General features: G+C 68.3%; 19 protein-coding genes and 4 tRNA genes. 11 read left to right on the forward strand and 12 right to left on the reverse strand.

The window, feature by feature from the left end; genetic code table 11:
- Window positions 1–133: 133 nt before the first annotated feature.
- The 3 genes from ispG to hemA form a co-directional block, all read right to left on the reverse strand.
- Complete coding sequence (gene ispG, locus CJ301_RS11600) at window positions 134–1,285, reverse strand: flavodoxin-dependent (E)-4-hydroxy-3-methylbut-2-enyl-diphosphate synthase (protein ID WP_099277476.1); 1,152 nt, start codon at window positions 1,283–1,285, stop codon at window positions 134–136.
- A 47-nt stretch (window positions 1,286–1,332) separates the two neighbouring features.
- Complete coding sequence (locus CJ301_RS11605; protein ID WP_099277478.1) at window positions 1,333–2,640, reverse strand: helix-turn-helix domain-containing protein; 1,308 nt, start codon at window positions 2,638–2,640, stop codon at window positions 1,333–1,335.
- Window positions 2,641–2,762: 122 nt separating this feature from the next.
- Entirely contained in the window at window positions 2,763–3,986 is a 1,224-nt protein-coding gene (hemA, locus tag CJ301_RS11610) for a 5-aminolevulinate synthase (protein WP_099277559.1), read from the reverse strand.
- Between the two features lie 206 nt (window positions 3,987–4,192).
- On the opposite strand from hemA, the gene CJ301_RS11615 reads away from it, so the two are divergent.
- Window positions 4,193–5,575 carry a M20/M25/M40 family metallo-hydrolase gene (locus tag CJ301_RS11615; RefSeq protein ID WP_099277479.1) on the forward strand — a complete coding sequence of 461 codons (1,383 nt, stop codon included), beginning with the start codon at window positions 4,193–4,195 and terminating at the stop codon, window positions 5,573–5,575.
- Window positions 5,576–5,837: 262 nt separating this feature from the next.
- Here the strand turns inward: CJ301_RS11615 and CJ301_RS11620 are convergent.
- The 5 genes from CJ301_RS11620 to soxR form a co-directional block, all read right to left on the reverse strand.
- A tRNA-Asp gene (locus CJ301_RS11620) sits at window positions 5,838–5,914 on the reverse strand.
- A 30-nt stretch (window positions 5,915–5,944) separates the two neighbouring features.
- A tRNA-Asp gene (locus CJ301_RS11625) sits at window positions 5,945–6,021 on the reverse strand.
- Window positions 6,022–6,277: 256 nt separating this feature from the next.
- Window positions 6,278–6,353: transfer RNA gene (locus tag CJ301_RS11630), tRNA-Val, on the reverse strand.
- A gap of 12 nt (window positions 6,354–6,365) precedes the next feature.
- Complete coding sequence (locus CJ301_RS11635) at window positions 6,366–6,959, reverse strand: histidine phosphatase family protein (protein ID WP_367869647.1); 594 nt, start codon at window positions 6,957–6,959, stop codon at window positions 6,366–6,368.
- Window positions 6,959–7,411, reverse strand: coding sequence for a redox-sensitive transcriptional activator SoxR (gene soxR / locus CJ301_RS11640; RefSeq protein WP_254050141.1), 453 nt, complete (start codon window positions 7,409–7,411; stop codon window positions 6,959–6,961). The genes CJ301_RS11635 and soxR overlap by 1 nt, the downstream gene beginning before the upstream one ends.
- A 95-nt stretch (window positions 7,412–7,506) precedes the next feature.
- On the opposite strand from soxR, the gene CJ301_RS11645 reads away from it, so the two are divergent.
- Window positions 7,507–7,764, forward strand: coding sequence for a hypothetical protein (locus CJ301_RS11645; protein WP_099277483.1), 258 nt, complete (start codon window positions 7,507–7,509; stop codon window positions 7,762–7,764).
- Between the two features lie 72 nt (window positions 7,765–7,836).
- Window positions 7,837–8,727 (forward strand): 5'-methylthioadenosine/S-adenosylhomocysteine nucleosidase, encoded by an 891-nt coding sequence (locus CJ301_RS11650; RefSeq protein ID WP_099277485.1) that lies wholly within the window; start codon window positions 7,837–7,839, stop codon window positions 8,725–8,727.
- Between the two features lie 49 nt (window positions 8,728–8,776).
- Here the strand turns inward: CJ301_RS11650 and CJ301_RS11655 are convergent.
- The 4 genes from CJ301_RS11655 to tgt all read right to left on the reverse strand — a co-directional run bounded on the left by CJ301_RS11655 (window position 8,777) and on the right by tgt (window position 13,960).
- Window positions 8,777–8,851 (reverse strand) — tRNA-Val (locus tag CJ301_RS11655).
- 105 nt (window positions 8,852–8,956) lie between these two features.
- On the reverse strand, window positions 8,957–11,371 hold the full coding sequence (gene lon / locus CJ301_RS11660; protein WP_099277487.1) for an endopeptidase La: 2,415 nt from the start codon (window positions 11,369–11,371) through the stop codon (window positions 8,957–8,959).
- A gap of 192 nt (window positions 11,372–11,563) precedes the next feature.
- The gene (locus CJ301_RS11665) at window positions 11,564–12,661 is read right to left on the reverse strand and encodes an alkene reductase (protein WP_099277489.1); all 1,098 of its coding nucleotides are present in this window, start codon (window positions 12,659–12,661) and stop codon (window positions 11,564–11,566) included.
- Window positions 12,662–12,835: 174 nt separating this feature from the next.
- Window positions 12,836–13,960, reverse strand: coding sequence for a tRNA guanosine(34) transglycosylase Tgt (gene tgt / locus CJ301_RS11670; protein ID WP_099277491.1), 1,125 nt, complete (start codon window positions 13,958–13,960; stop codon window positions 12,836–12,838).
- An 82-nt stretch (window positions 13,961–14,042) separates the two neighbouring features.
- On the opposite strand from tgt, the gene CJ301_RS11675 reads away from it, so the two are divergent.
- From CJ301_RS11675 to CJ301_RS11710, 8 genes are all read left to right on the forward strand, one after another.
- Window positions 14,043–14,363 (forward strand): ArsR/SmtB family transcription factor, encoded by a 321-nt coding sequence (locus CJ301_RS11675; RefSeq protein WP_099277563.1) that lies wholly within the window; start codon window positions 14,043–14,045, stop codon window positions 14,361–14,363.
- The gene (locus tag CJ301_RS11680; protein ID WP_099277494.1) at window positions 14,360–15,034 is read left to right on the forward strand and encodes an aquaporin; all 675 of its coding nucleotides are present in this window, start codon (window positions 14,360–14,362) and stop codon (window positions 15,032–15,034) included. The genes CJ301_RS11675 and CJ301_RS11680 overlap by 4 nt, the downstream gene beginning before the upstream one ends.
- Complete coding sequence (arsC, locus tag CJ301_RS11685; protein ID WP_099277496.1) at window positions 15,031–15,453, forward strand: arsenate reductase (glutaredoxin); 423 nt, start codon at window positions 15,031–15,033, stop codon at window positions 15,451–15,453. The genes CJ301_RS11680 and arsC overlap by 4 nt, the downstream gene beginning before the upstream one ends.
- Before the next feature lie 258 nt (window positions 15,454–15,711).
- On the forward strand, window positions 15,712–16,068 hold the full coding sequence (locus tag CJ301_RS11690) for an SUF system Fe-S cluster assembly protein (RefSeq protein WP_099277498.1): 357 nt from the start codon (window positions 15,712–15,714) through the stop codon (window positions 16,066–16,068).
- A gap of 103 nt (window positions 16,069–16,171) precedes the next feature.
- The gene (locus CJ301_RS11695) at window positions 16,172–17,824 is read left to right on the forward strand and encodes a mechanosensitive ion channel family protein (protein ID WP_099277500.1); all 1,653 of its coding nucleotides are present in this window, start codon (window positions 16,172–16,174) and stop codon (window positions 17,822–17,824) included.
- A 75-nt stretch (window positions 17,825–17,899) separates the two neighbouring features.
- Window positions 17,900–18,280 carry a HesB/IscA family protein gene (locus CJ301_RS11700; RefSeq protein WP_099277502.1) on the forward strand — a complete coding sequence of 127 codons (381 nt, stop codon included), beginning with the start codon at window positions 17,900–17,902 and terminating at the stop codon, window positions 18,278–18,280.
- Window positions 18,281–18,397: 117 nt separating this feature from the next.
- Entirely contained in the window at window positions 18,398–19,147 is a 750-nt protein-coding gene (gene tpiA, locus CJ301_RS11705) for a triose-phosphate isomerase (protein ID WP_099277504.1), read from the forward strand.
- A gap of 204 nt (window positions 19,148–19,351) precedes the next feature.
- The gene (locus CJ301_RS11710) at window positions 19,352–20,518 is read left to right on the forward strand and encodes a cytochrome P450 (RefSeq protein WP_099277506.1); all 1,167 of its coding nucleotides are present in this window, start codon (window positions 19,352–19,354) and stop codon (window positions 20,516–20,518) included.
- Window positions 20,519–20,549 lie beyond the last annotated feature (31 nt).

Consider the following 20,549-nt stretch of genomic DNA (forward strand, 5'->3'; position numbering starts at 1 on the left):
GGCGCGTCTGGGCAAGAAACGAGAAAGGGGCGGTCCGGGTTCTCCCCACATATGGGCAAGCCCGGGAAATCAGGCGGGAAATTGCCAAGGCATCGGCGGAAACCGACCGGCTCCCGCCCGATGCCGGATCAACTCATTCGGCGGCTTCAGTGGCCTCGGGGGCCTCGGCGGCGGCCTTGTCGCGCGCCTCGATCTCGGCGGCCTTCTTCTCGACCTCTTCGACGATGTGGTCGATCATCCGGTCGTTCGACATGCGGTGGCTCTGCTTGCCGGCGAGATAGACCATGCCGTTTCCAGCGCCGCCGCCGGTGAAGCCGACATCGGTCATCAGCGCCTCTCCGGGGCCGTTCACGACGCAGCCGATGATCGAGAGCGACATCGGAGTCTTCACGTGTTCGAGCCGCTGCTCCAGCGCCTCGACCGTCTTGATCACGTCGAAGCCCTGCCGCGCGCAGGAGGGGCAGGAGATGATGTTGACGCCGCGATGGCGCAGGCCGAGGGATTTGAGGATCTCGAAGCCGACCTTCACCTCCTCGACCGGATCGGCCGAGAGGGAGACGCGGATCGTGTCGCCGATACCGGACCACAACAGGTTGCCCATGCCGATCGCCGATTTGATCGTGCCCGACATCAGCCCGCCCGCCTCGGTGATGCCGAGATGAATGGGCGCGTCGGTGGCGTCGGCGAGCTGCTGGTAGGCCGCGGCGGCGAGGAAGACGTCGGAGGCCTTCACCGAGATCTTGAACTCGTGGAAGTCGTGATCCTGCAAGAGCTTGATGTGATCGAGCCCGCTTTCGACCATCGCGTCGGGGCATGGCTCGGCGTATTTCTCCAGCAGATGCCGCTCCAGCGAGCCCGCATTGACGCCGATGCGGATCGAGCAGCCATGATCCTTGGCGGCGCGCACCACCTCGGCCACGCGCCTGGCGTCACCGATATTGCCGGGGTTGATCCGCAGGCAGGCCGCGCCCGCCTCGGCGGCCTCGATGGCGCGCTTGTAGTGGAAATGGATGTCCGCGACGATCGGCACCGGGCTTTCGGCGCAGATCTCGCGCAGCGCGCGGGTGCTGTCCTCGTCGGGGGCGGAGACGCGGACGATGTCGGCACCCGCATCGGCGGCGCGGATCACCTGGTCGAGCGTGCCGCGCACATCCGTCGTTTCGGTGTTGGTCATGGTCTGCACCGAGATCGGCGCATCGCCGCCCACGGGGACGGAGCCGACCATGATCTGGCGCGACTTGCGGCGCTGGATCTCGCGCCAGGGGCGCACGGCGTTCAGGGACATGGGAAACCTCTCGCGGATCGGGCCGCGGGGTCAGGACCGGCGCGGCGTCATTCTGTCGGGACGACCTCCGCCACCCGGACCAGCTCGGCCAGGTCGGAGTCGCTTTGCAGATCGGCAACCTGATAGCTGGTGGTCAGATTGTCCACCGACAAGGCCAGGTTCGACGTCACGGTGCCGGCATCGCCGACGGGGCCGTAATGCTCGCCCGCCACGGCGAAGTAGAGGGCGCCGGATTCGCCCACCCGCAGGGTCGGCGGCGTCTCGAGCGCGGGCACCTCCCAGCTATCGCCGCCGTTCATGATGCCCTCATACAGCGTCGTGCCATCGGCGGAGGTGACGCGCACCCAAGCGGGCCGCACCGCCACCATGCGGATCGTCGGCGCCGGGCCTTCGGTCACCTGCACGCTCGGCGCTTCGACACCGGCCTCGACGAGGGCCATCTCGATATCCGGCAGGTCGATATCGGGCAGGTCGATCTCGGGCTCCTGCGCGGCATCGAGCGCGGCCAGCATCGGGCTGACGGCGCGCGAACCTTGCGTGGTGGAGGGGGCATCCCCCTCAGCGAGAACGACCTGCGCATCCTGTCCGGGGCGGCGCGGCATGGTGACCAGCGCCGCGATCGGGCCGTCGCGCGGGGTCATCACCGGCACGTCGAGCGCCTGCGGGCGGTAGAGCCTGTCGAGCGCCTCGGGCGAGGCAGCGGCGAGCGTCACCGGGTCGGCCAGCGCCGCCTCATCCGTGCCCGCGCCCGCGCCACCGGCGAGCGGATCGACCTGCGACAGGATCATCGGCGTCTGCTCGACCGGGGCCAGCCGCACCTTCTGCACCTCCTGCAGAAGCGACCAGCCGCCATAGCCGAGCCCGCCCATCACCATGAGCAGCACCGCGACCGAGCCCAGCGCGCGCGGCTCGAAGCCTGCGAGGATGCGCTCGGCGGGTGGCAGGAAGGGGGTGGCGGAGTCCGAGAAGATGTCCTTGCCGAGGCTCGTGCTCTGCACGGCCTTGTGCGACCGCACGGTCGAGGCCGCGGCCGACATGCCATGCGCGGTGGTGAAGCCCGATTCGCGGCAGAAGGTCTCGTAGGCGGTGTTGGGGTCCATGCCGAGATAGCGCGCATAGGAGCGCACATAGCCCGCGATGAAGCCCGGCGTGTCGAAGGCGGTGGGGTCGGAGTTCTCGATGGCGGCGATATAGGCGGCCTTGATCTTCAGCTCGCGCTGCACGTCGAGCAGGCTCTTGCCCAGCGTGGCCCGTTCACCGCGCATGAGGTCGCCAAGCCGAAGCTCGAAAGCATCGAACCCCTTGGCCTCGGCCTCCTGTGCGGCGCTCGCGCGCCTGAAGCTTCGCCCGATCATATCGAGTGTTCCCGTCTCTGCCCGCCCCCGGTGACATACCGGGGCTGTCTTTCGCACAACTCCCGAAATGTCTTGGGGTTCATCCTAGCACGGCAGCGTTTCTCCCGCACGGGAAGATGTGATCACCCGGCGAGTTCGGCGCGATTCAGCGCACAATGCGACCAAAGCGCGTCGAGCGCCTGCACCAATGCGTCCATCTCGCGCGGACCGTGCACGGGAGAGGGCGTGAAACGCAACCGCTCGGTGCCGCGCGGCACGGTGGGGAAGTTGATCGGCTGGACGTAGATGCCGTGATCGGCAAGCAGCATGTCCGACAGAAGCTTGGTGTGCACCGGATCGCCGACGATCAGCGGCACGATGTGGCTGCCATGGTCGATCAGCGGCAGGCCCAGGCCGCGCAGCCGCGTCTTGAGGATCCTGGCCTGGGTCTGGTGCCGCTCGCGCAGCGCGCTGTCGGTCTTCAGATGCGCGACGCTCGCCGCCGCCCCCGCCGCGACGCTCGGCGGCAGCGAGGTGGTGAAGATGAAGCCCGGCGCATAGGAGCGCACCGCGTCGCACATCCTGGTCGAGGCGGCGATATAGCCGCCCATCACGCCGTAGGCCTTGCCCAGCGTGCCGTTGATGATGTCGATCCGATGCGCGAGATCGTCGCGCTCGGTGACGCCGCCGCCGCGGGGGCCATACATGCCGACCGCGTGCACCTCGTCGATATAGGTCAGCGCGCCGAACTCCTCGGCGAGATCGCAGATCTCGGCGATCGGCCCGAAATCGCCATCCATCGAATAGACGCTCTCGAAGGCGATGAGCTTGGGCGCGTCCGGGTCGTCGGCTTCCAGAAGCTCGCGCAGATGGGCGATATCGTTGTGGCGGAAGATCCGCTTGGCCCCGCCATTGCGGCGCACGCCCTCGATCATGCTCGCATGGTTGAGCGCGTCGGAATAGATGATCAGCCCGGGAAAGAGCCGCGGCAGGGTCGACAGCGTCGCGTCGTTGGCGATGTAGGCGGAGGTGAAGAGCAGCGCCGCCTCCTTGCCGTGCAGGTCCGCGAGCTCGGCCTCGAGCCGCTTGTGATAGACCGTGGTGCCCGAGATGTTGCGCGTGCCGCCCGAGCCCGCGCCCACCGCGTCGAGCGCCTCGTGCATCGCGCCGAGCACGGCCGGGTGCTGCCCCATGCCGAGATAGTCGTTGCCGCACCAGACCGTCACGGGGGCCTCGGTGCCATCGGGCTTGTGCCAGGTGGCATGCGGGAACTGGCCCTTGTGCCGCGCGATGTCGATGAAGGTGCGGTAGCGGCCCTCGCTGTGGAGCCTGCCGATGGCGTCGTCGAGACCTGCTTTGTAATCCACGGGCATGCTTCCCCTCTTCGTCTGGCGGGGCATGCCGCCCCGGCAATTGCCGTCTGCCTCCATATAAAGGCTCTGTTCCGCGAACAACACGCTACAATTTGCCACGCGGCCGCAGATTGGCCATGCACCGGGCGCAAGGCGGCAGAGCCACTGGACAGCAGGGCCGTGGCCGGTCACGCTCCGGGCCAAGCATAGCAGGAGCCGTGATGAGACTCGACCCCGTTCTCGACCGCATCGACGCCGATCTCGAGGCCGCCACAGAGCGGCTCTTGCGGCTGTTGCGCATCCCCTCGATCTCGACCGATCCGGCGCATCGCGCCGATTGCCGCGCCGCCGCCGAATGGCTGGCCGAGGATCTGCGATCCATCGGCTTTGCCGATGCGCGGCTGCGCGACACGCCCGGCCAGCCGATGGTCACGGGCACGATGGGCGAGACCGGGCCGCATCTGCTGTTCTACGGCCATTACGACGTGCAGCCCGCCGATCCGCTGGAGCTCTGGAAGACCCCGCCCTTCGAGCCCTCGGTCGAACAGGCGCCGGAGGGCGCGGTGATCCGCGGGCGCGGCGCCTCGGACGACAAGGGCCAGCTGATGACCTTCGTCGAGGCCTGCCGCGCCTGGGTGGCGGTGCATGGCGCCCTGCCCGCGCGGATCTCCATCCTGTTCGAGGGCGAGGAAGAGAGCGGCTCGCCCTCGCTGGTGCCGTTCCTGCGCGACCACGCCGCCGAGCTGCGCGCCGATCTGGCGCTGATCTGCGACACCGGGCTGTTCGACCGCGACACGCCCGCGATCACAACCATGCTGCGCGGCCTCGTGGGCGAGGAGATCGTCATCACCGGCCCCGACCGCGACCTGCATTCGGGCGCTTACGGCGGCCCGGCGATCAACCCGATCCGGGTGCTGGCCCGGATCATCGCGGCGCTGCATGACGATCATGGCCGCGTCACCCTGCCCGGCTTTTATGACGGCGTGCCCGAGATCACGCCCGAGCTGCGCGCGCAGTGGGAGGGCCTGGGTTTCGACGAGGGCGATTTTCTGGGCGGCGTCGGGCTTTCGCACCCGGCGGGAGAGGCCGATCGCACCGCGCTCGAGATGATCTGGGCGCGGCCCACCTGCGAGGTCAACGGCATCGCGGGCGGCTATGCGGGGGCGGGCTTCAAGACCGTGCTGCCGAGCCAGGCCAGCGCCAAGATCAGCTTTCGCCTCGTCGGCCAGCAGGACCCCGCGCGCATCCGGGAGACGTTTCGCGCCCATGTGCAATCGATGCTGCCGCCCGACTGCACGGTCGAGTTCCACGGCCATGGCGCCGCCCCCGCCAGCGTCATGTCGACCGACGCCCCGGCCTTCGAGACGGCGCGCCGGGCGCTCGGCCCTGAATGGCCCAAGCCCGCGGCCTTTGTCGGCGCGGGCGGCTCGATCCCGATCGCGGGATATTTCAAGACCGAGCTGGGCATGGATTCTATGCTGCTGGGTTTCGCCAACAATGACGACCTGATCCACAGCCCGAACGAGAAATACGACCTGCGCAGCTTTCACAAGGGCATCCGCAGCTGGGCGCGGGTGCTCGCGGCGCTGGCCGAGCAGGGCTGAGCGCAAAAGGCCCCGACCGGCGCGCGGGAGGGCGGGCCGGTCGATTTGCGTATTTATGGGAAAATGAACCGAAGGGCCCCGCCATGCCCACCCCGCCCGCCAAGGGGCCGGCGGCGGAACAGGGCGCGCGGCCCTCGTTCATCTTTCTTCAAATACGCAAATCCCGAAGGGTCCGCGAAGCGCGCGGCGCGATCCTTGCCAAGCCGCCCAAAACGCAAACGGCCCCGCGCTCGGACGAGCGACGGGGCCGTGATGGCGTTGGTGGCGCGGTTGACGGGGCTCGAACCCGCGACCCCCGGCGTGACAGGCCGGTACTCTAACCAACTGAGCTACAACCGCGCACGGTCGACGATCCGAAACAGACGAGAATGGCGCGGTTGACGGGGCTCGAACCCGCGACCCCCGGCGTGACAGGCCGGTACTCTAACCAACTGAGCTACAACCGCGCATCTCGTCGTCCGGTAGCACCGAACGTGAGGCGGGTTCTAGGCAGTGCGGCGGGGGGCGTCAAGCGCCGATCGGCGCAAAAACGCTCCCCGCGCGAGATTGTTTTCATGACCCCGGGGCAGGTGCCGGTTTGGCTATCCCGGCGAGGGGGCATTCCCCTTCTCTCGGCAATATCCGGGCGCGCGGCAGGCGGCGCGTCATTCCGATAACCCTGCCCCGAGGCAGGGCGCGGCGGACGATCCGTGGGGGAAAGGATGGTGGGTGGTGAGGGGCTCGAACCCCCGACATCTTCGGTGTAAACGAAGCGCTCTACCAACTGAGCTAACCACCCGCGACGCTTCGTTTAGCGCCCCCCTTCCCCATGCGCAAGCGGCGCGCTCAGAGCCTCGTGCCGCCCGCCGCAAAGCCGGAACACCACCCCCTGCCCACCGGGCAGCTTCGCGAGGTCGGCCATCGCCCCGCCCGTGGCGATGGTGCGCAGCACGCGCGAGGTCATGCCGTGGGTCACGAGGATGGCAGGCCCGTCGAGATCGGCCAGGAGCGCCGCGCAGCGCGCCCAGAGCGCGGCGAAGCCCTCGCCATTCGGGGCGCGGGCGTAGAACTCCACGAAATGCTCGCCCGGCGGGCCGGGCCAGCGCGCATCGATCTCGCCCCGGTCGAGCCCGGACCAGTCGCCCATCGCGATCTCGCGCAGGCGCGGCTCGATATGGGGTTCCGCGCCGAAAGCCAGCCGCGCCGTCTCAGACGCGCGGCCCTGCGGCGAGGAGAGAATCCGGTGGCTGCCCGCGCCGACCCCGCGCGCGGCCAGCATCCGCCCCATGGCGCGGGCCTGCGCACGGCCCCGCTCGGTCAGCGCCGAATCAAAGCCGCCCTGCATCCGGCGCGCGCGGTTCCACTCGGTCTCGCCATGCCGCATCACGTAGAGCTCGGGGGCCATCACGCGCGCTGCTCCGGGGTGCCGGTCCAGCGCCGCGGGCCGGGGCCCGTGCGGCCCAGCCGGTCCTCGGCGTTGTAGAGCGGGCAGCTTTCGACCGAGAGGCAGCCGCAGCCCATGCAATGGCCCATCTGGTCGCGCAGCCGGGTCATCAGCGTGATCCGCTCGCTTAGCATCTCGCGCCATGGCGCGGCCGCCTCGGCCCAGTCGCGCGCCGAAACCGCGCGGTCGCGCGGCAGCCGGTCGAGCACCTCGCGGATCTCCGACAGGGCCACCCCCACCGATTGCGCCACCTTGATGATCGCCACGCGCCGCAGCTCGCGCCGGTCGTAGCGGCGATGATTGGCCGCGTTGCGCCAGCTTCGGATCAGCCCTTCGGCCTCGTAGAAATGCAGCGTCGAGACCGGCACGCCCGCTCGCGCGGCCAATTCTCCGACGCTGAGATCCGATGGCATAGGCTTTTTCGACATGGCGCTTGACCTCAACCTTACTTGAGGTCGCAGATTGCGGGCTCCCGAACAAAATCGCAAGCCCCGAGGAGCCTGAGACCATGAGCATCACCCTGCCCCGCCCGCCGCATCCCCTCCGCGCGCTGCGCCGCCTTGCCGCGAAGCTCGCCCCACGGGGGCGCGGCCACGATCCGCTCGACGACGCGTCATGCGAGGATCTGCACTCCATGCGCCGCGCGGGCCGGTTGCTGCGGCTGCGCGAGTTGCGGGCCAATCGCCATCTTGCGCGCGATCTCGGGTTCGAGCCCGATGCAGACCCCTGCCCGCCCGTGGTGGGCATCGGGGGGCGGCGGTTTTGAAGCGCGCGGCCACTGGACGCGCGCCGTCTCCGCGCCGTAGCACGGGGCCGAGCCCATCGACCCGGAGAACGCATGACCCAGTTTCCCCTTGGCCCGGACGGCGCCCCGCAGGCCCGGCGCCACACCGACCTGCCGCCCGACGCCCGCCCGCGAATCGCGGTGATCTCGGCCTTCGCGCCGGAAATCGCGATTCTCGAAACCGCGCTGGAGGGGGCCGAGACCCGGCGCATCGGCCCGGCGCACTACACGACCGGCCAACTCGAAGGGCGCGATGTGGTGCTGTTCCTGTCGGGCATCTCGACGGTCAACGCCGCGATGACGACGCAGGCCGCGCTCGATCATTTCGACATCACCGCCGTGCTGTTCTCGGGCATCGCGGGCGGCGTCGACCCAAACCTCGGCATCGGCGACGTCGTCGTGGCCGAGCGCTGGGCGCATTACCTCGAAGGCGCCTTCGCGCGCGAGACGCCGCAGGGCTATGCCCTGCCCGGCTGGATGGATGGCGCGGTCGCGAATTTCGGCATGATCCACACCCGCGGCGTCGACGTGGTGCCGCCCGGGGGCGATGCGCCCGAAAGCCGCTTCTGGTTCGACAGCGACCCCGCTTTGCTCGACATCGCGCGCCTGGCGGCCGAGGGGCTGGAGCTGGAAAATGCGGGCGGCGAGCTGCCCCCGAAAGTGGCGGTCGGCGGCAATGGCGTCTCGGGGCCGGTCTTCATGGACAATGCGGGCTTTCGCGACCACGCCTTCGCCGCCTTCGGGGCGAGGGTGCTCGACATGGAAAGCGCCAGCGTCGCGCAGGTGACCTATGCCAACGACGTGCCCTTCATCGCCTTCCGCTCGCTGTCGGATCTCGCGGGGGGCGGCGGTGGCGAAAACGAGATCGCGGCCTTCCTGTCGGTGGCGGCGGCGAATTCGGCCCGGCTGATGCGGGCGGTGTTGCGGCGCATGCCGCAGGAGTGAGGGGCAGAACGCAAAAGGCGCGCCCCTGAGGGGCGCGCCTTCCGTATCATGGTGGGTGATAAGGGATTTGAACCCCTGACATCTTCGATGTGAACGAAGCGCTCTACCACTGAGCTAATCACCCGTTGGCGCGTCGTTTAGCGCCAGCCGCCGCGGGGCGCAAGACCTCCCCGGCGGCAATTTCGACGAAATGCGAAAAGGGCGCCCCGAGGGGCGCCCTTCGCGGTCCTCAGTGATGCGCCGTGGCGCCCGAGCCGCTATCGCGGCCCTCCAGAGCGCGGGCGGCGGCGGCGGCTTCCTCCGCCTCCTCGTCCCACTCGATCGGCTCGGGCTTGCGCACCAGCGCGTGCTCCAGAACCTCGGAGACATGGCTCACCGGGATGATCTTGAGCCCGTCCTTCACCACGTCGGGGATCTCGGCGAGATCCTTCTCGTTCTCCTCGGGGATCAGCACCGTCTTGATGCCGCCCCTGAGCGCCGCGAGAAGCTTCTCCTTCAGCCCGCCGATCGGCATGGCGTTGCCGCGCAAGGACACCTCGCCGGTCATGGCGATGTCCTTGCGGATCGGGATGCCGGTGAGCACCGAGACGATCGAAGTCACCATGGCGAGGCCGGCCGAGGGGCCGTCCTTCGGCGTCGCGCCATCGGGCACGTGGACGTGGATGTCCATCCGGTCGAAGCGCGGCGGCTTCACCCCGATCGTGGGCGCGATGGAGCGCACGTAGCTCGACGCGGCGTCGATCGATTCCTTCATCACGTCGCCGAGTTTGCCGGTGGTCTTCATCCGGCCCTTGCCGGGCAGCTTGAGCGCCTCGATGTGCAGAAGGTCGCCGCCCACGGAGGTCCAGGCCAGACCCGTGACCACGCCCACCTGATCCTCCTTCTCGGCCAGACCGTAGCGGTACTGCTTCACGCCGAGGAAGTCGCCGAGGTTCTCGGGCGTCACCTCGACGGCCGTCACCTCCTTGCGCACGATCTTGGTGACCGCCTTGCGGGCGATCTTGCTGAGCTCGCGCTCGAGGTTCCGCACGCCGGCTTCGCGGGTATAGGTGCGCACCATCTCGGTGAGCGCCGCGTCGTCGATCGAGAACTCCTTTTCCTTCAGCCCGTGGTTCTTCAGGACCTTGGGCAGCAGGTGCTGGCGCGCGATCTCGCGCTTTTCTTCCTCGGTGTAGCCCGCGAGCGAAATGATCTCCATCCGGTCCAGAAGCGGCCCCGGCATGTTGTAGGAGTTCGCCGTGGTCAGGAACATCACGTTCGACAGGTCGTATTCCACCTCGAGATAGTGATCGACGAAGGTGCCGTTCTGCTCGGGATCGAGCACCTCGAGCATCGCCGAGGCCGGATCGCCGCGGAAGTCCTGGCCCATCTTGTCGATCTCGTCGAGCAGGATCAGCGGGTTCGAGGTCTTGGCCTTCTTCAGCGCCTGGATGATCTTGCCCGGCATGGAGCCGATATAGGTCCGGCGGTGGCCGCGGATCTCGCTTTCGTCACGCACGCCGCCCAGCGAGATGCGGATGAACTCGCGCCCCGTGGACTTGGCGACCGATTTGCCAAGCGAGGTCTTGCCGACGCCCGGAGGGCCGACGAGGCACATGATCGGCCCCTTGAGCTTCTTCGAGCGCTGCTGGACCGCCAGATACTCGACGATCCGCTCCTTGACCTTCTCGAGGCCGAAATGGTCGTCATCGAGCACCTTCTGGGCGTGGCCCAGATCCTTCTTGGTGCGCGAGGGCGCGTTCCACGGGATCGAGAGCAGCCAGTCGAGATAGTTGCGCACGACCGTCGCCTCGGCCGACATCGGGCTCATGTTCTTGAGCTTCTTGATCTCGGCCTCGGCCTTTTCGCGGGCCTCGTCGGAGAGCTTGGTCTCCTCGATGCGCTTTTCGAGCTCGGCGACCTCGCCTTCGCCCTCCTCGCCGTCGCCCAGCTCCTTCTGAATGGCCTTCATCTGCTCGTTCAGATAGTATTCGCGCTGGGTCTTCTCCATCTGCGACTTGACGCGGGTCTTGATCTTCTTCTCGACCTGCAGGACCGACATCTCGCCCTGCATCAGGCCATAGACCTTCTCGAGCCGCTGCGCGACGTCGAGCGTCTCCAGCAGATCCTGCTTCTGCTTCACGTCGATGCCCAAGTGGCCCGCGACGAGATCGGCGAGCTTGGCGGGGTCGGTCGCCTCGGTGACGGCCGAGAGCGCCTCTTCGGGGATGTTCTTGCGGATCTTCGAATAGCGCTCGAATTCCTGCGCGACGCTTTGCACCAGCGCGGCCACGATGTCGCGGTCGCCGGGCATCTCGGTCAGGTATTCGGCCTTCGCCTCGAAGAAGCTGTCATTCTCGACGAACTCGGCGATGCGCACGCGCGACTTGCCCTCGACCAGCACCTTCACGGTGCCATCGGGCAGTTTCAGCAGCTGCAGCACGTTGGCCAGGACGCCGGCCTTGTAGATGCCTTCGGAGGTGGGATCGTCGACGCCGGGGTCGACCTGGCTCGACAGCAGGATCTGCTTGTCGTCGGCCATGACCTCTTCGAGCGCGCGCACCGATTTTTCGCGGCCCACGAACAGCGGCACGATCATGTGCGGGAACACCACGATGTCGCGCAGAGGCAGCACCGGGTAGGAGGGGCTGAGGGGCTCTTGCATGCTCTTAGTATCCTTGTTCTTGGCAAGACGATCAGGTCCCGCTGCGCGGCAACCCTGTGACCGTCTCCTGTCCGGGATGTTACTTGGGTGAAGGCACCGGCCAGTTCAAGCGCGTGTCGCGCGGCTCTCGCGGCAATGTGCCTGCCCGGGAGGGGGCGGGCAAGGCGAGATGCCCGGCCCGCCGCGTTTGTCTCAGGCGGCTTTGTGTTCTTCGAGCGTCGGATAATCGAGATAGCCCTCGACGCCGCCGCCATAATAGGTCGAGGGGTCGCCCTCGTTCAGCTTTGCATCGAGTTCGAGCCGCCGCGCGAGATCGGGGTTGGCGATATAGGGCCGCCCGAAGGCCACGAAATCGGCCTGTCCGCTCTCGACCACGCGAATCGCGGTTTTGCGCCCGTAGCCCGCATTGGCGATATAGGCGCCGTCGAACAGCTCGCGCAGCCGCGCGGTCTGCGCGCCCAACTCCTGATCCATGTCGCCCTGCGTGCCCGGCTCGACCATGTGGACATAGGCGAGGCCGCGGCGGCTCAGCTCGGGGATCAGATGGCCGAAGACGGCCATCGGGTCGCTGTCGGAAAGCCCCGCCACCTCGATCAGCGGCGACAGGCGGATGCCGGTGCGGCCCGCGCCGTAGACCTCGACCACGGCGTCGACCACTTCGAGCACCAGCCGCGCCCGGTTCTCGACGCTGCCGCCATAGGCGTCGTCGCGCCTGTTGGCACCGTCGCGGATGAACTGGTCGAGCAGGTAGCCGTTGGCGGCGTGGATCTCGACCATGTCGAAGCCCGCCTCCTTGGCATTCTGCGCCGCGCGCCGATAATCCGCGACCACGCGCGGCATCTCGTCCGTCTCGAGCGCGCGCGGCTCGGAGACATCGACGAAGCCCTCCTCGGTCACCGTCTGCGCCTCGGCCCGGATCGCCGAGGGCGCGACCGGCTTTTGCCCGCCTTCCTGCAGCGAGACATGGCTGATCCGGCCCACATGCCACAGCTGAAGCGCGATCTTGCCGCCCTCGCCATGCACCGCGCCCACGACCTTCTTCCAGCCGTCGATCTGCTCGCGGCTGTAGATGCCGGGGGTCTGGATATAGCCCTTGCCCTCGGGGGTGATCTGCGTGGCCTCGGTGATGATCAGCCCCGCGCCCGCGCGCTGGCGGTAATACTCCGCATGGATGTCATAGGGCGCATCGCCCTCGCGGCTCGCGCGGTTGCGGGTCAGCGGCGCCATCAGCACGCGGTTCTTCAGCTCGACATCGCCCAGCTTGCCGGGGGTGAACAGCTTGTCGGTCATGTTTCGGTCCTCTCCGAAAAGGTTGGAGCCGAAATATGCCGCCGCCGCAGTGCCGCAAGCCGGGGCGCCGCGCGAGGCCCTGTGCGCTCGCGCACCGCCCTTCGGGGAACCGGGGCGACAGGAGCGCCGCCCCCCCGTTCATCTTTCAAAAAATACGCAAATCCCGCCGCCGGCTCAGAGCCGCTCGATATCGCCCTCGGCGCGCTGCGCATGAAACCGCGCCTCGAAGCCCGCGAAATCCTGCGCCGCGATGGCCGCGCGCATGCCGCCCATCAGCTCCTGGTAATAATGCAGGTTGTGCCAGGTCAGCAGCATCCCCGCGATCATCTCCTGAGAACGCACGACGTGATGCAGATAGGCCCGCGAATACCTGGCGCAGGCCGGGCAGCTGCACGCCTCGTCGAGCGGGCGCGGATCGTCGGCGTGGCGGGCGTTGCGCAGGTTGACCTGCCCGCGCCGGGTCCAGGCCTGTCCTGTCCGCCCCGAGCGCGAGGGCAGCACGCAGTCCATCATGTCGATGCCGCGCTTCACGGCGCCGACGATGTCGTCGGGCTTGCCCACGCCCATGAGATAGCGCGGCTTGTCCTGTGGCAGCTGGCCGGGCGCATAATCGAGGCAGCCGAACATCGCCTCCTGCCCCTCGCCCACGGCGAGCCCGCCCACCGCGTAGCCCTCGAAGCCGATCTCGCGCAGCTTCTCGGCGCTTTCCTCGCGCAGGTCGCGCTCCAGCCCGCCCTGCTGGATGCCGAAGAGCGCGTGGCCGGGCCGGTCGCCGAAGGCGTCGCGCGAGCGCTGCGCCCAGCGCATCGACAGGCGCATCGACTCCGCGATCCGCTCGCGGTCGGCGGGCAGTGCGGGGCATTCGTCGAAAGCCATGACGATGTCGGAGCCCAGAAGCTTCTGGATCTCCATCGAGCGCTCGGGCGTGATCTCGTGCTTGGAGCCGTCGATATGGCTCTTGAAGGTGACGCCCTTCTCGGTGAGCTTGCGCAGGCTGGCGAGGCTCATCACCTGGAAGCCGCCCGAATCCGTGAGGATCGGCCGCTCCCAGTTCATGAATTTGTGCAGGCCCCCGAACCGGTCGATCCGCTCGGCCGAGGGGCGCAGCATCAGGTGATAGGTGTTGCCCAGAAGGATGTCGGCGCCGGTCTGGCGCACGCTTTCGGGCATCATCGCCTTGACCGTGGCGGCGGTGCCCACGGGCATGAAGGCGGGCGTGCGGATCTCGCCCCTCGGGGTGGAGATGACCCCGGTGCGGGCGGCGCCGTCAGTGGCGTTCAGGGAAAAGGAAAAGCTCATGCCCCAGCCGATAGCGCCCAATGGCGCGCCGCGCAATCGGCATGGCTTGACCGGCGCAAACCATATCGATACTTCGGGATACATGGAACAGACAGACGCCATCACCGCCTTCGCGGCCCTCGCCCAGCCTTCGCGGCTCGACGCCTTTCGCCTGCTGGTGAAGGCGGGGCCCGAGGGCATGGCCGCGGGCGAGATCGCGCAGGCCTTGGGCGCGCGGCAGAACACCATGTCGGCCAACCTTTCCGTGCTGCACGGCGCGGGGCTGGTGGAAAGCCGCCGCGAGGGGCGCTCGATCCGCTATTTCGCGGCCATGCCCCGCGTCGGCGCGCTCATCGATTTCCTCGTCGAGGATTGCTGCGGTGGCCGCCCCGAGCTGTGCGCGCCGCAGGAGAGCCGCGCATGAGCCTGTCGCGCCGCCTTTTCGCCGAAGGGCTGGGCACCGGCCTTCTCGTCTGCGCCGTGGTCGGATCGGGCATCATGGCCGAGAGCCTGACCGACGACGTCGCCCTCGCGCTGCTGGCCAACACCCTGCCGACGGGGGCGATCCTCGTGGTGCTGATCACCATACTCGGCCCCCTGTCGGGCGCGCATTTCAACCCGGCGGTGACGCTGGCCTTCGCGGTGCGCCGCCATGCGCCATGGAGCGAGGTCGCGCCCTATATCCTCGTGCAGGTGGCGGGCGGCATCGCGGGCGCGGCGCTGGCGCATGGCATGTTCGACCTCGACCTGCTGCAGACCGCAACGAAGATCCGCACCGGCGGGCCGCAATGGCTGGCCGAGGCGGTGGCGACCTTCGGGCTCGTTTTCACCATCTTTGCCGGTATCCGGCAGGCCCCCGCCGCGGTGCCGTGGCTGGTCGGGCTCTACATCACCGCCGCCTACTGGTTCACCGCCTCCACCAGCTTCGCCAACCCCGCCGTCGCCATCGCGCGCAGCTTCACCGACACCTTCTCGGGCATCCGGCCCTTCGACCTGCCCGGCTTCGTCGTCGCGCAACTGGCGGGCGCGCTGATCGGCGTGGCGGTGGCGGCTTGGCTCTTCGCCCCGGAACGCACGCAGGAGAAACCCGCATGAGCATCGTCATCCATCACAACCCCGGCTGCGGCACCTCGCGCAACGTGCTGGAGCTGATCCGCGCCTCGGGCACGGAACCGGTGGTGATCGAATATCTCGACACCGGCTGGACGAAGCCGCAGCTTCTCGCGCTCTTCGCCGCCGCCGGGCTCAACCCGCGCGACGCGCTCAGGACCACGAAATCGCCCGCCGCCGAGCTGGGGCTTCTGGAGGACGGCGTCGATGACGAGACGCTGCTCGACGCGATGGTGGCGCATCCGGTGCTGGTCAACCGGCCCATCGTCGCCTCGCCCAGGGGCGTGCGGCTGTGCCGGCCCTCGGAGAGGGTGCTCGACCTGCTCGACCGGCTTCCGCCCGGGCCGCTCTTCAAGGAAGACGGCAGCCCGGTGATCGACACCGAAGGGCGCCGGGTGGGATGAGGCCCCGGCGGCGGCGCGGGAGGCAGCGGCGGGATTTGCGTATTTGAGGAAAGATGAACCACGGGGGCGCGCCGGATCGGCAGCCCGGGCGCGTCCGCTGCCCATTCATCTTTCTTTCAAATACGCATGGCGCATCGGCTGGCCTGCCTTGCGCCGGCCGCAAGGCTGCACCCTTTACCCCGCCCCTCGCTTTTCCTATATGATCGCTCAGGTATCGGCGCCGCCAAAGCGCGCCCCGCTCCAGCCCAAGGACAGCCCATGCCCGACACCCAACTCGAAGGCACGCCGCTGATCGCGCCCTCCACGACCGATCACCCGCTCTATGATCAGGTCGTCGAGGCCTGCCGCTCGGTCTACGACCCCGAGATCCCGGTGAACATCTATGACCTCGGCCTGATCTACACGATCCATATCGACGAAGAGGGCGCGACCGGCATCAAGATGTCGCTGACCGCGCCGGGCTGCCCGGTCGCGGGCGAGATGCCCGGCTGGGTCGCCGATGCGGTGGGCGCGGTGCCCGGCGTCAAGCAGGTCGATGTCGATCTGGTCTGGGAGCCGCAATGGGGCATGGAGATGATGTCCGACGAGGCGCGGCTGGAGCTGGGTTTCATGTAAGCCCGGCGCGGCGGGCTCTGGCCCGCCCGCCTGCATCGCAGATGCCGCCGGAACCGGGTGGCCCCTGCCCGGTTGGTCCCGCGATACTGCGGGAGACCCGACCTTGCCCAAGCCCTTGCTGTTCCGTTTTCTCGCCGCCGCGCTGATCTGGCTCGGCACGGGCCTCGCCGCTCTTGCGCAGGAGACCCAGGTCTTCGAGGTCGAGACGCTCAACGAAGGGCTCGCGCCGCCGCCCGAAACGCTCGATCGCGACACGCCGCAATCGAGCATGGAGGCGCTGCTCGACCTTGTCGCGGCGGGCAAGCGCGAGCAGGCCGCGCATCTGCTCGATCTGCGCGACATCCCCCCCGAGCAACAGGCCACGCAAGGCGGCAGGCTCGCGGCCGATCTCGTCGCCGTGCTGCAGCGCAAGGCGGTGATCGACTGGGACGACCTGCTCGAACGCCCCGATGCGCTCGATGCCAATGCCAGCTCCGACAACCCGGTCGCGGGCCAGGCGCAGCGCTCCATCCTGATCGACCTGGTCGAGACCGACAAGCGCCCGGTGGCGATCCGGCTGAACCGGCTCAAACCCGCCAGCGGCGATCCGGTCTGGGTCTTCTCGCGCCAGACCGTCGCCAACATCCCCAGGCTGCACCAGCTCTATGGCCCCACATGGTTCGAGGAAGAGCTGCCCCCCGCATGGCGGACCGAGACCCTCTGGGGGCTCAGGCGCTGGGAATGGGTCGCCCTGCCTGCGATGCTGCTTTTGGTGGGCGCGGCCGGATGGACCGCCGGCAAGGCGCAGGCGGCGCTGGCGCGGCGGGTCGAAAGCCGCCTGCTCACGGATGTGCTGCGCGCCACGCGGATGCCGATCATCCTCGCGATCTGCGCGGCGCTTCTGCTGATCTTCAGCAATTCGCTGTTCATCTTCTCGGGCCGGATCAACTCCGTGCTGACGCCGCTGATCGCGCTGGGCTTCACCGCCGCGGCGCTGATCTTCGTGATGAACGGCGTCGATGCCGTGCTGGACCGCGTCGTGCCTTTCGAGGATGACAAGCTGTCGGACCCGCGCATGGAGAACCGCCGCAACCTCGCCACCCGCATCGCGGCCTGGCGGCGGGTGCTGATCGTCGCCATCGTGCTGGTCGGCGGCGCGATCGTGCTGTCGGAGGCGCAGTTCTTCGGCGGTCTCGGCCTTTCGGCGCTGGCCTCGGCGGGGGCGCTGACCCTGCTCTTGGGCTTCGCCGCGCGCCATATCCTCGGCAATATCATGTCGAGCCTGCAGATCGCGATGAACCGCTCGGCCAAGATCGGCGACAAGCTGGAGTTCCGCGGCCATATCTGCACCGTCGAACGGATCAACTTCACCTATGTCCAGCTGCTCGACTGGACCGGCATCCGGCTCGTCGTGCCGGTCTCGGAATTCGTGGCCGAGCATTTCGAGAACTGGACCATGAACGACCCCTCGATGATCCGCACCATCAAGCTCAAGCTGGCGCATGACACCGAGGTGCAGCCCCTGCGCGATGCCTTCTTCGAGATCGTCGACGAGCAGGACCCCGAGGAGGTGCAGGAACGCGACCAGCACTTCGTCATGGTCGCCGATCAGGACGTGTTCGGCCAGGAGGTCTGGTTCTGCCTCGCCTGCGCCAAGGCCGACACGGCCTGGACCCTGTCTTGCGAGGTGCGCGAGGCGCTCTTGGACCGCGCCCGCGCTCTGGCGCGCGACGGCCAGCCGATGTTTCCGCAGGCCAACCCGGCCGAGGCCGCCTGACCCCCCGCTCGGGCCCCGCTTGAGCCGGCGCGGCATGGCACCTATGTAGGGCATGCGCCGCAACAGGAGGCACGCATGTTCTCGATCCCCGGCAAGCAGGCCGTCAGCATCTCTCCCGCCGCCGCCCGCCAGATCGCCCGGCTGATGGAAAAGGGCGGTCATGCAGGGCTGCGCATCGGCCTCAAGAAGGGCGGCTGCGCGGGCATGGAATACACCATGGATTACGTCGACGCCGCCGACCCCAATGACGAGACGGTCGAACAGGACGGCGCGCGGGTGATGATCGCGCCGATGGCGCAGATGTTCCTCTTCGGCACCGAGATCGATTACGAGACCTCGCTGCTCGAAAGCGGCTTCAAGTTCCGCAACCCGAATGTCGAGGACGCCTGCGGCTGCGGCGAATCGATCAAGTTCAAGGATGTGAACGAGCTGACCGCCGAGCGCCGGAACGGCTGAGGCCGCAGGGCACGACGTGCGAGGGGGCCGGTTCCGCAAGGGGCCGGCCCCTCGGCTTTTGCCCGGGGGGCATTTGGTCTACACAGGCGCAACTCTTCTCACAGGAAAGGACGCCACATGGGTCGCAAACTGGTCGCGGGAAACTGGAAGATGAATGGCACCAACGCCGATCTCAAGGAGATCGAGGCGCTGGGCATCGCGTGGGCGGCCCCGCGCGTCGACATCGTGGTCTGCCCGCCCGCGACGTTGGTGTCCCGCATGGCCTTCTCGCTCGGCGGCCAGCCGATCCGGGTCGGCGGCCAGGATTGCCACGCCGCCGCGAGCGGCGCCCATACCGGCGACATCTCGGCCGAAATGCTTAAGGAAGCCGGCGCGCGCTACGTGATCGTCGGCCATTCCGAGCGCCGCGCCGATCATCACGAGACCGACGACATGGTCCGCGCCAAGGCCGAGGCCGCGCACAAGGCCGGGCTCACCGCCATCATCTGCCTGGGCGAGAGCCTCGATCAGCGCGAGGCGGGCGAGGCGCTCGACGTGGTCTCGGGCCAGCTCGCGGCCTCTCTGCCCGAAGGCGCGACCGCGGCCAACACCGTCGTCGCCTATGAGCCGATCTGGGCGATCGGCACCGGCAAGGTGCCTTCGACGGAACAGATCGCCGAGCTGCATGGCGCGCTGCGCGCCAAGCTCGTCGAGCGCTTCGGCGAGGATGCGAAGGGCATCCGCCTGCTCTATGGCGGCTCGGTCAAGCCCGACAACGCCGCCGAGATCTTCGCCGTGGAGAATGTCGACGGCGCGCTGGTCGGTGGCGCCAGCCTGAAATCGACCGATTTCTCGCCGATCATCTCGGCGCTCGAATCCACCGTCTGAGGCGCTATCGCCGGACCTGAAGAAGGGCGCCCCGCGGGGCGCCCTTTCGCGTCTCGATGGCCGGGGCGTCGTTCGGCGAGGGTCTGTCTGCCCCATCCCGGCCTCGGGCAGCGGCGGCGTCCGCCCGATCCGAGATCCGACCAACCGGCGCATTGCGCCGCATGCGCGCTTGCCAAGACCACGGCCACGGGTCACGGTCTTGTCATGCAAAAGTTAACACAGTCCCCGACCGACGCCGCCTTCGTGCAGGACCCCTACCCGTTCTACGACCGGGCGCGGGCGGCGGGGCCCCTGTTCCACTGGACCGATTACGACATGGCCTGCGCCGTGGGCCATGCCGAGGTCTCGGCGATCCTGCGCGAGAGGCGCATGGGGCGCGAGGCCCCGGCCGAACGCGCGACCGATGTTCCCGATCATCTCGCCGCCTTCTACGCCTGCGAGGCGCATTCCATGCTGGAGCTGGAGCCGCCCGCCCATACGCGGCTGCGCAAGCTGGTGCTGCACGCCTTCACCTCGCGCCGCATCAACGCCCTCGCGCCCGAGATCGAGGCGCTGTGCCACAGGCTGATCGACGGCTTTCCCCAAGGCGAGTTCGACCTGCTCGACGCCTATGCGCGGCAGGTGCCGGTGATCATCATCGCCCGGCTGATGGGCTTGCCCGAAAGCCGGGCCGACGATCTCCTGGCCTGGTCCAACGCCATGGTCGGCATGTACCAGGCGGGCCGCACCCGCGCGATGGAGGATGCGGCGGAGCTCGCCACGCAGGCCTTTTGCGATTTTCTGGCGGTCTATGTGGCCGAAAAGCGCCGCACGCCGGGCGACGACCTGATCTCCGAGCTGATCGTGGCCGAGCAGCAGGGCGAGAAGCTGACAACCGAGGAGCTGATCTCCACCTGCATCCTGCTGCTGAACGCCGGCCACGAGGCGACGGTGCATTCCCTGGGCAACGCGGTGAAGACGCTTCTGGAGCACGATCACCGCGAGATCGACGCGCCTTGCGTCGAGGAGCTGCTTCGGCTCGATCCGCCGCTGCACATGTTCACCCGCTGGGTCTACGAGGATCTGGAGATCTTCGGCCAGCGCTTCGAACGCGGCGACCGGATCGCCTGCCTGCTCGGCGCGGCCAACCGCGACCCCGAAGCCTATCCCGAGCCGCATCGCTTCGACCCGGCCCGCAAGGGGCCGGCCCATATGGGCTTCGGCGCGGGCATCCATTTTTGCGTCGGCGCGCCGCTGGCACGGCTGGAAATGCGCGTGGCGCTGTCGCAGCTCATGCGGCATTGCCCCGAGCTGCGCCTCGCCGAAGAGCCGCGCTACGCCGATCTCTACCATTTCCACGGGCTGGAGCGGCTGATGGTGCGCGCCTTCTAGCGCGGCAGGCCTTTCGCTCTTTCAGAGCGGC

Source organism: Limimaricola cinnabarinus (assembly GCF_002723615.1).
GTDB lineage: Bacteria > Pseudomonadota > Alphaproteobacteria > Rhodobacterales > Rhodobacteraceae > Limimaricola > Limimaricola cinnabarinus_B.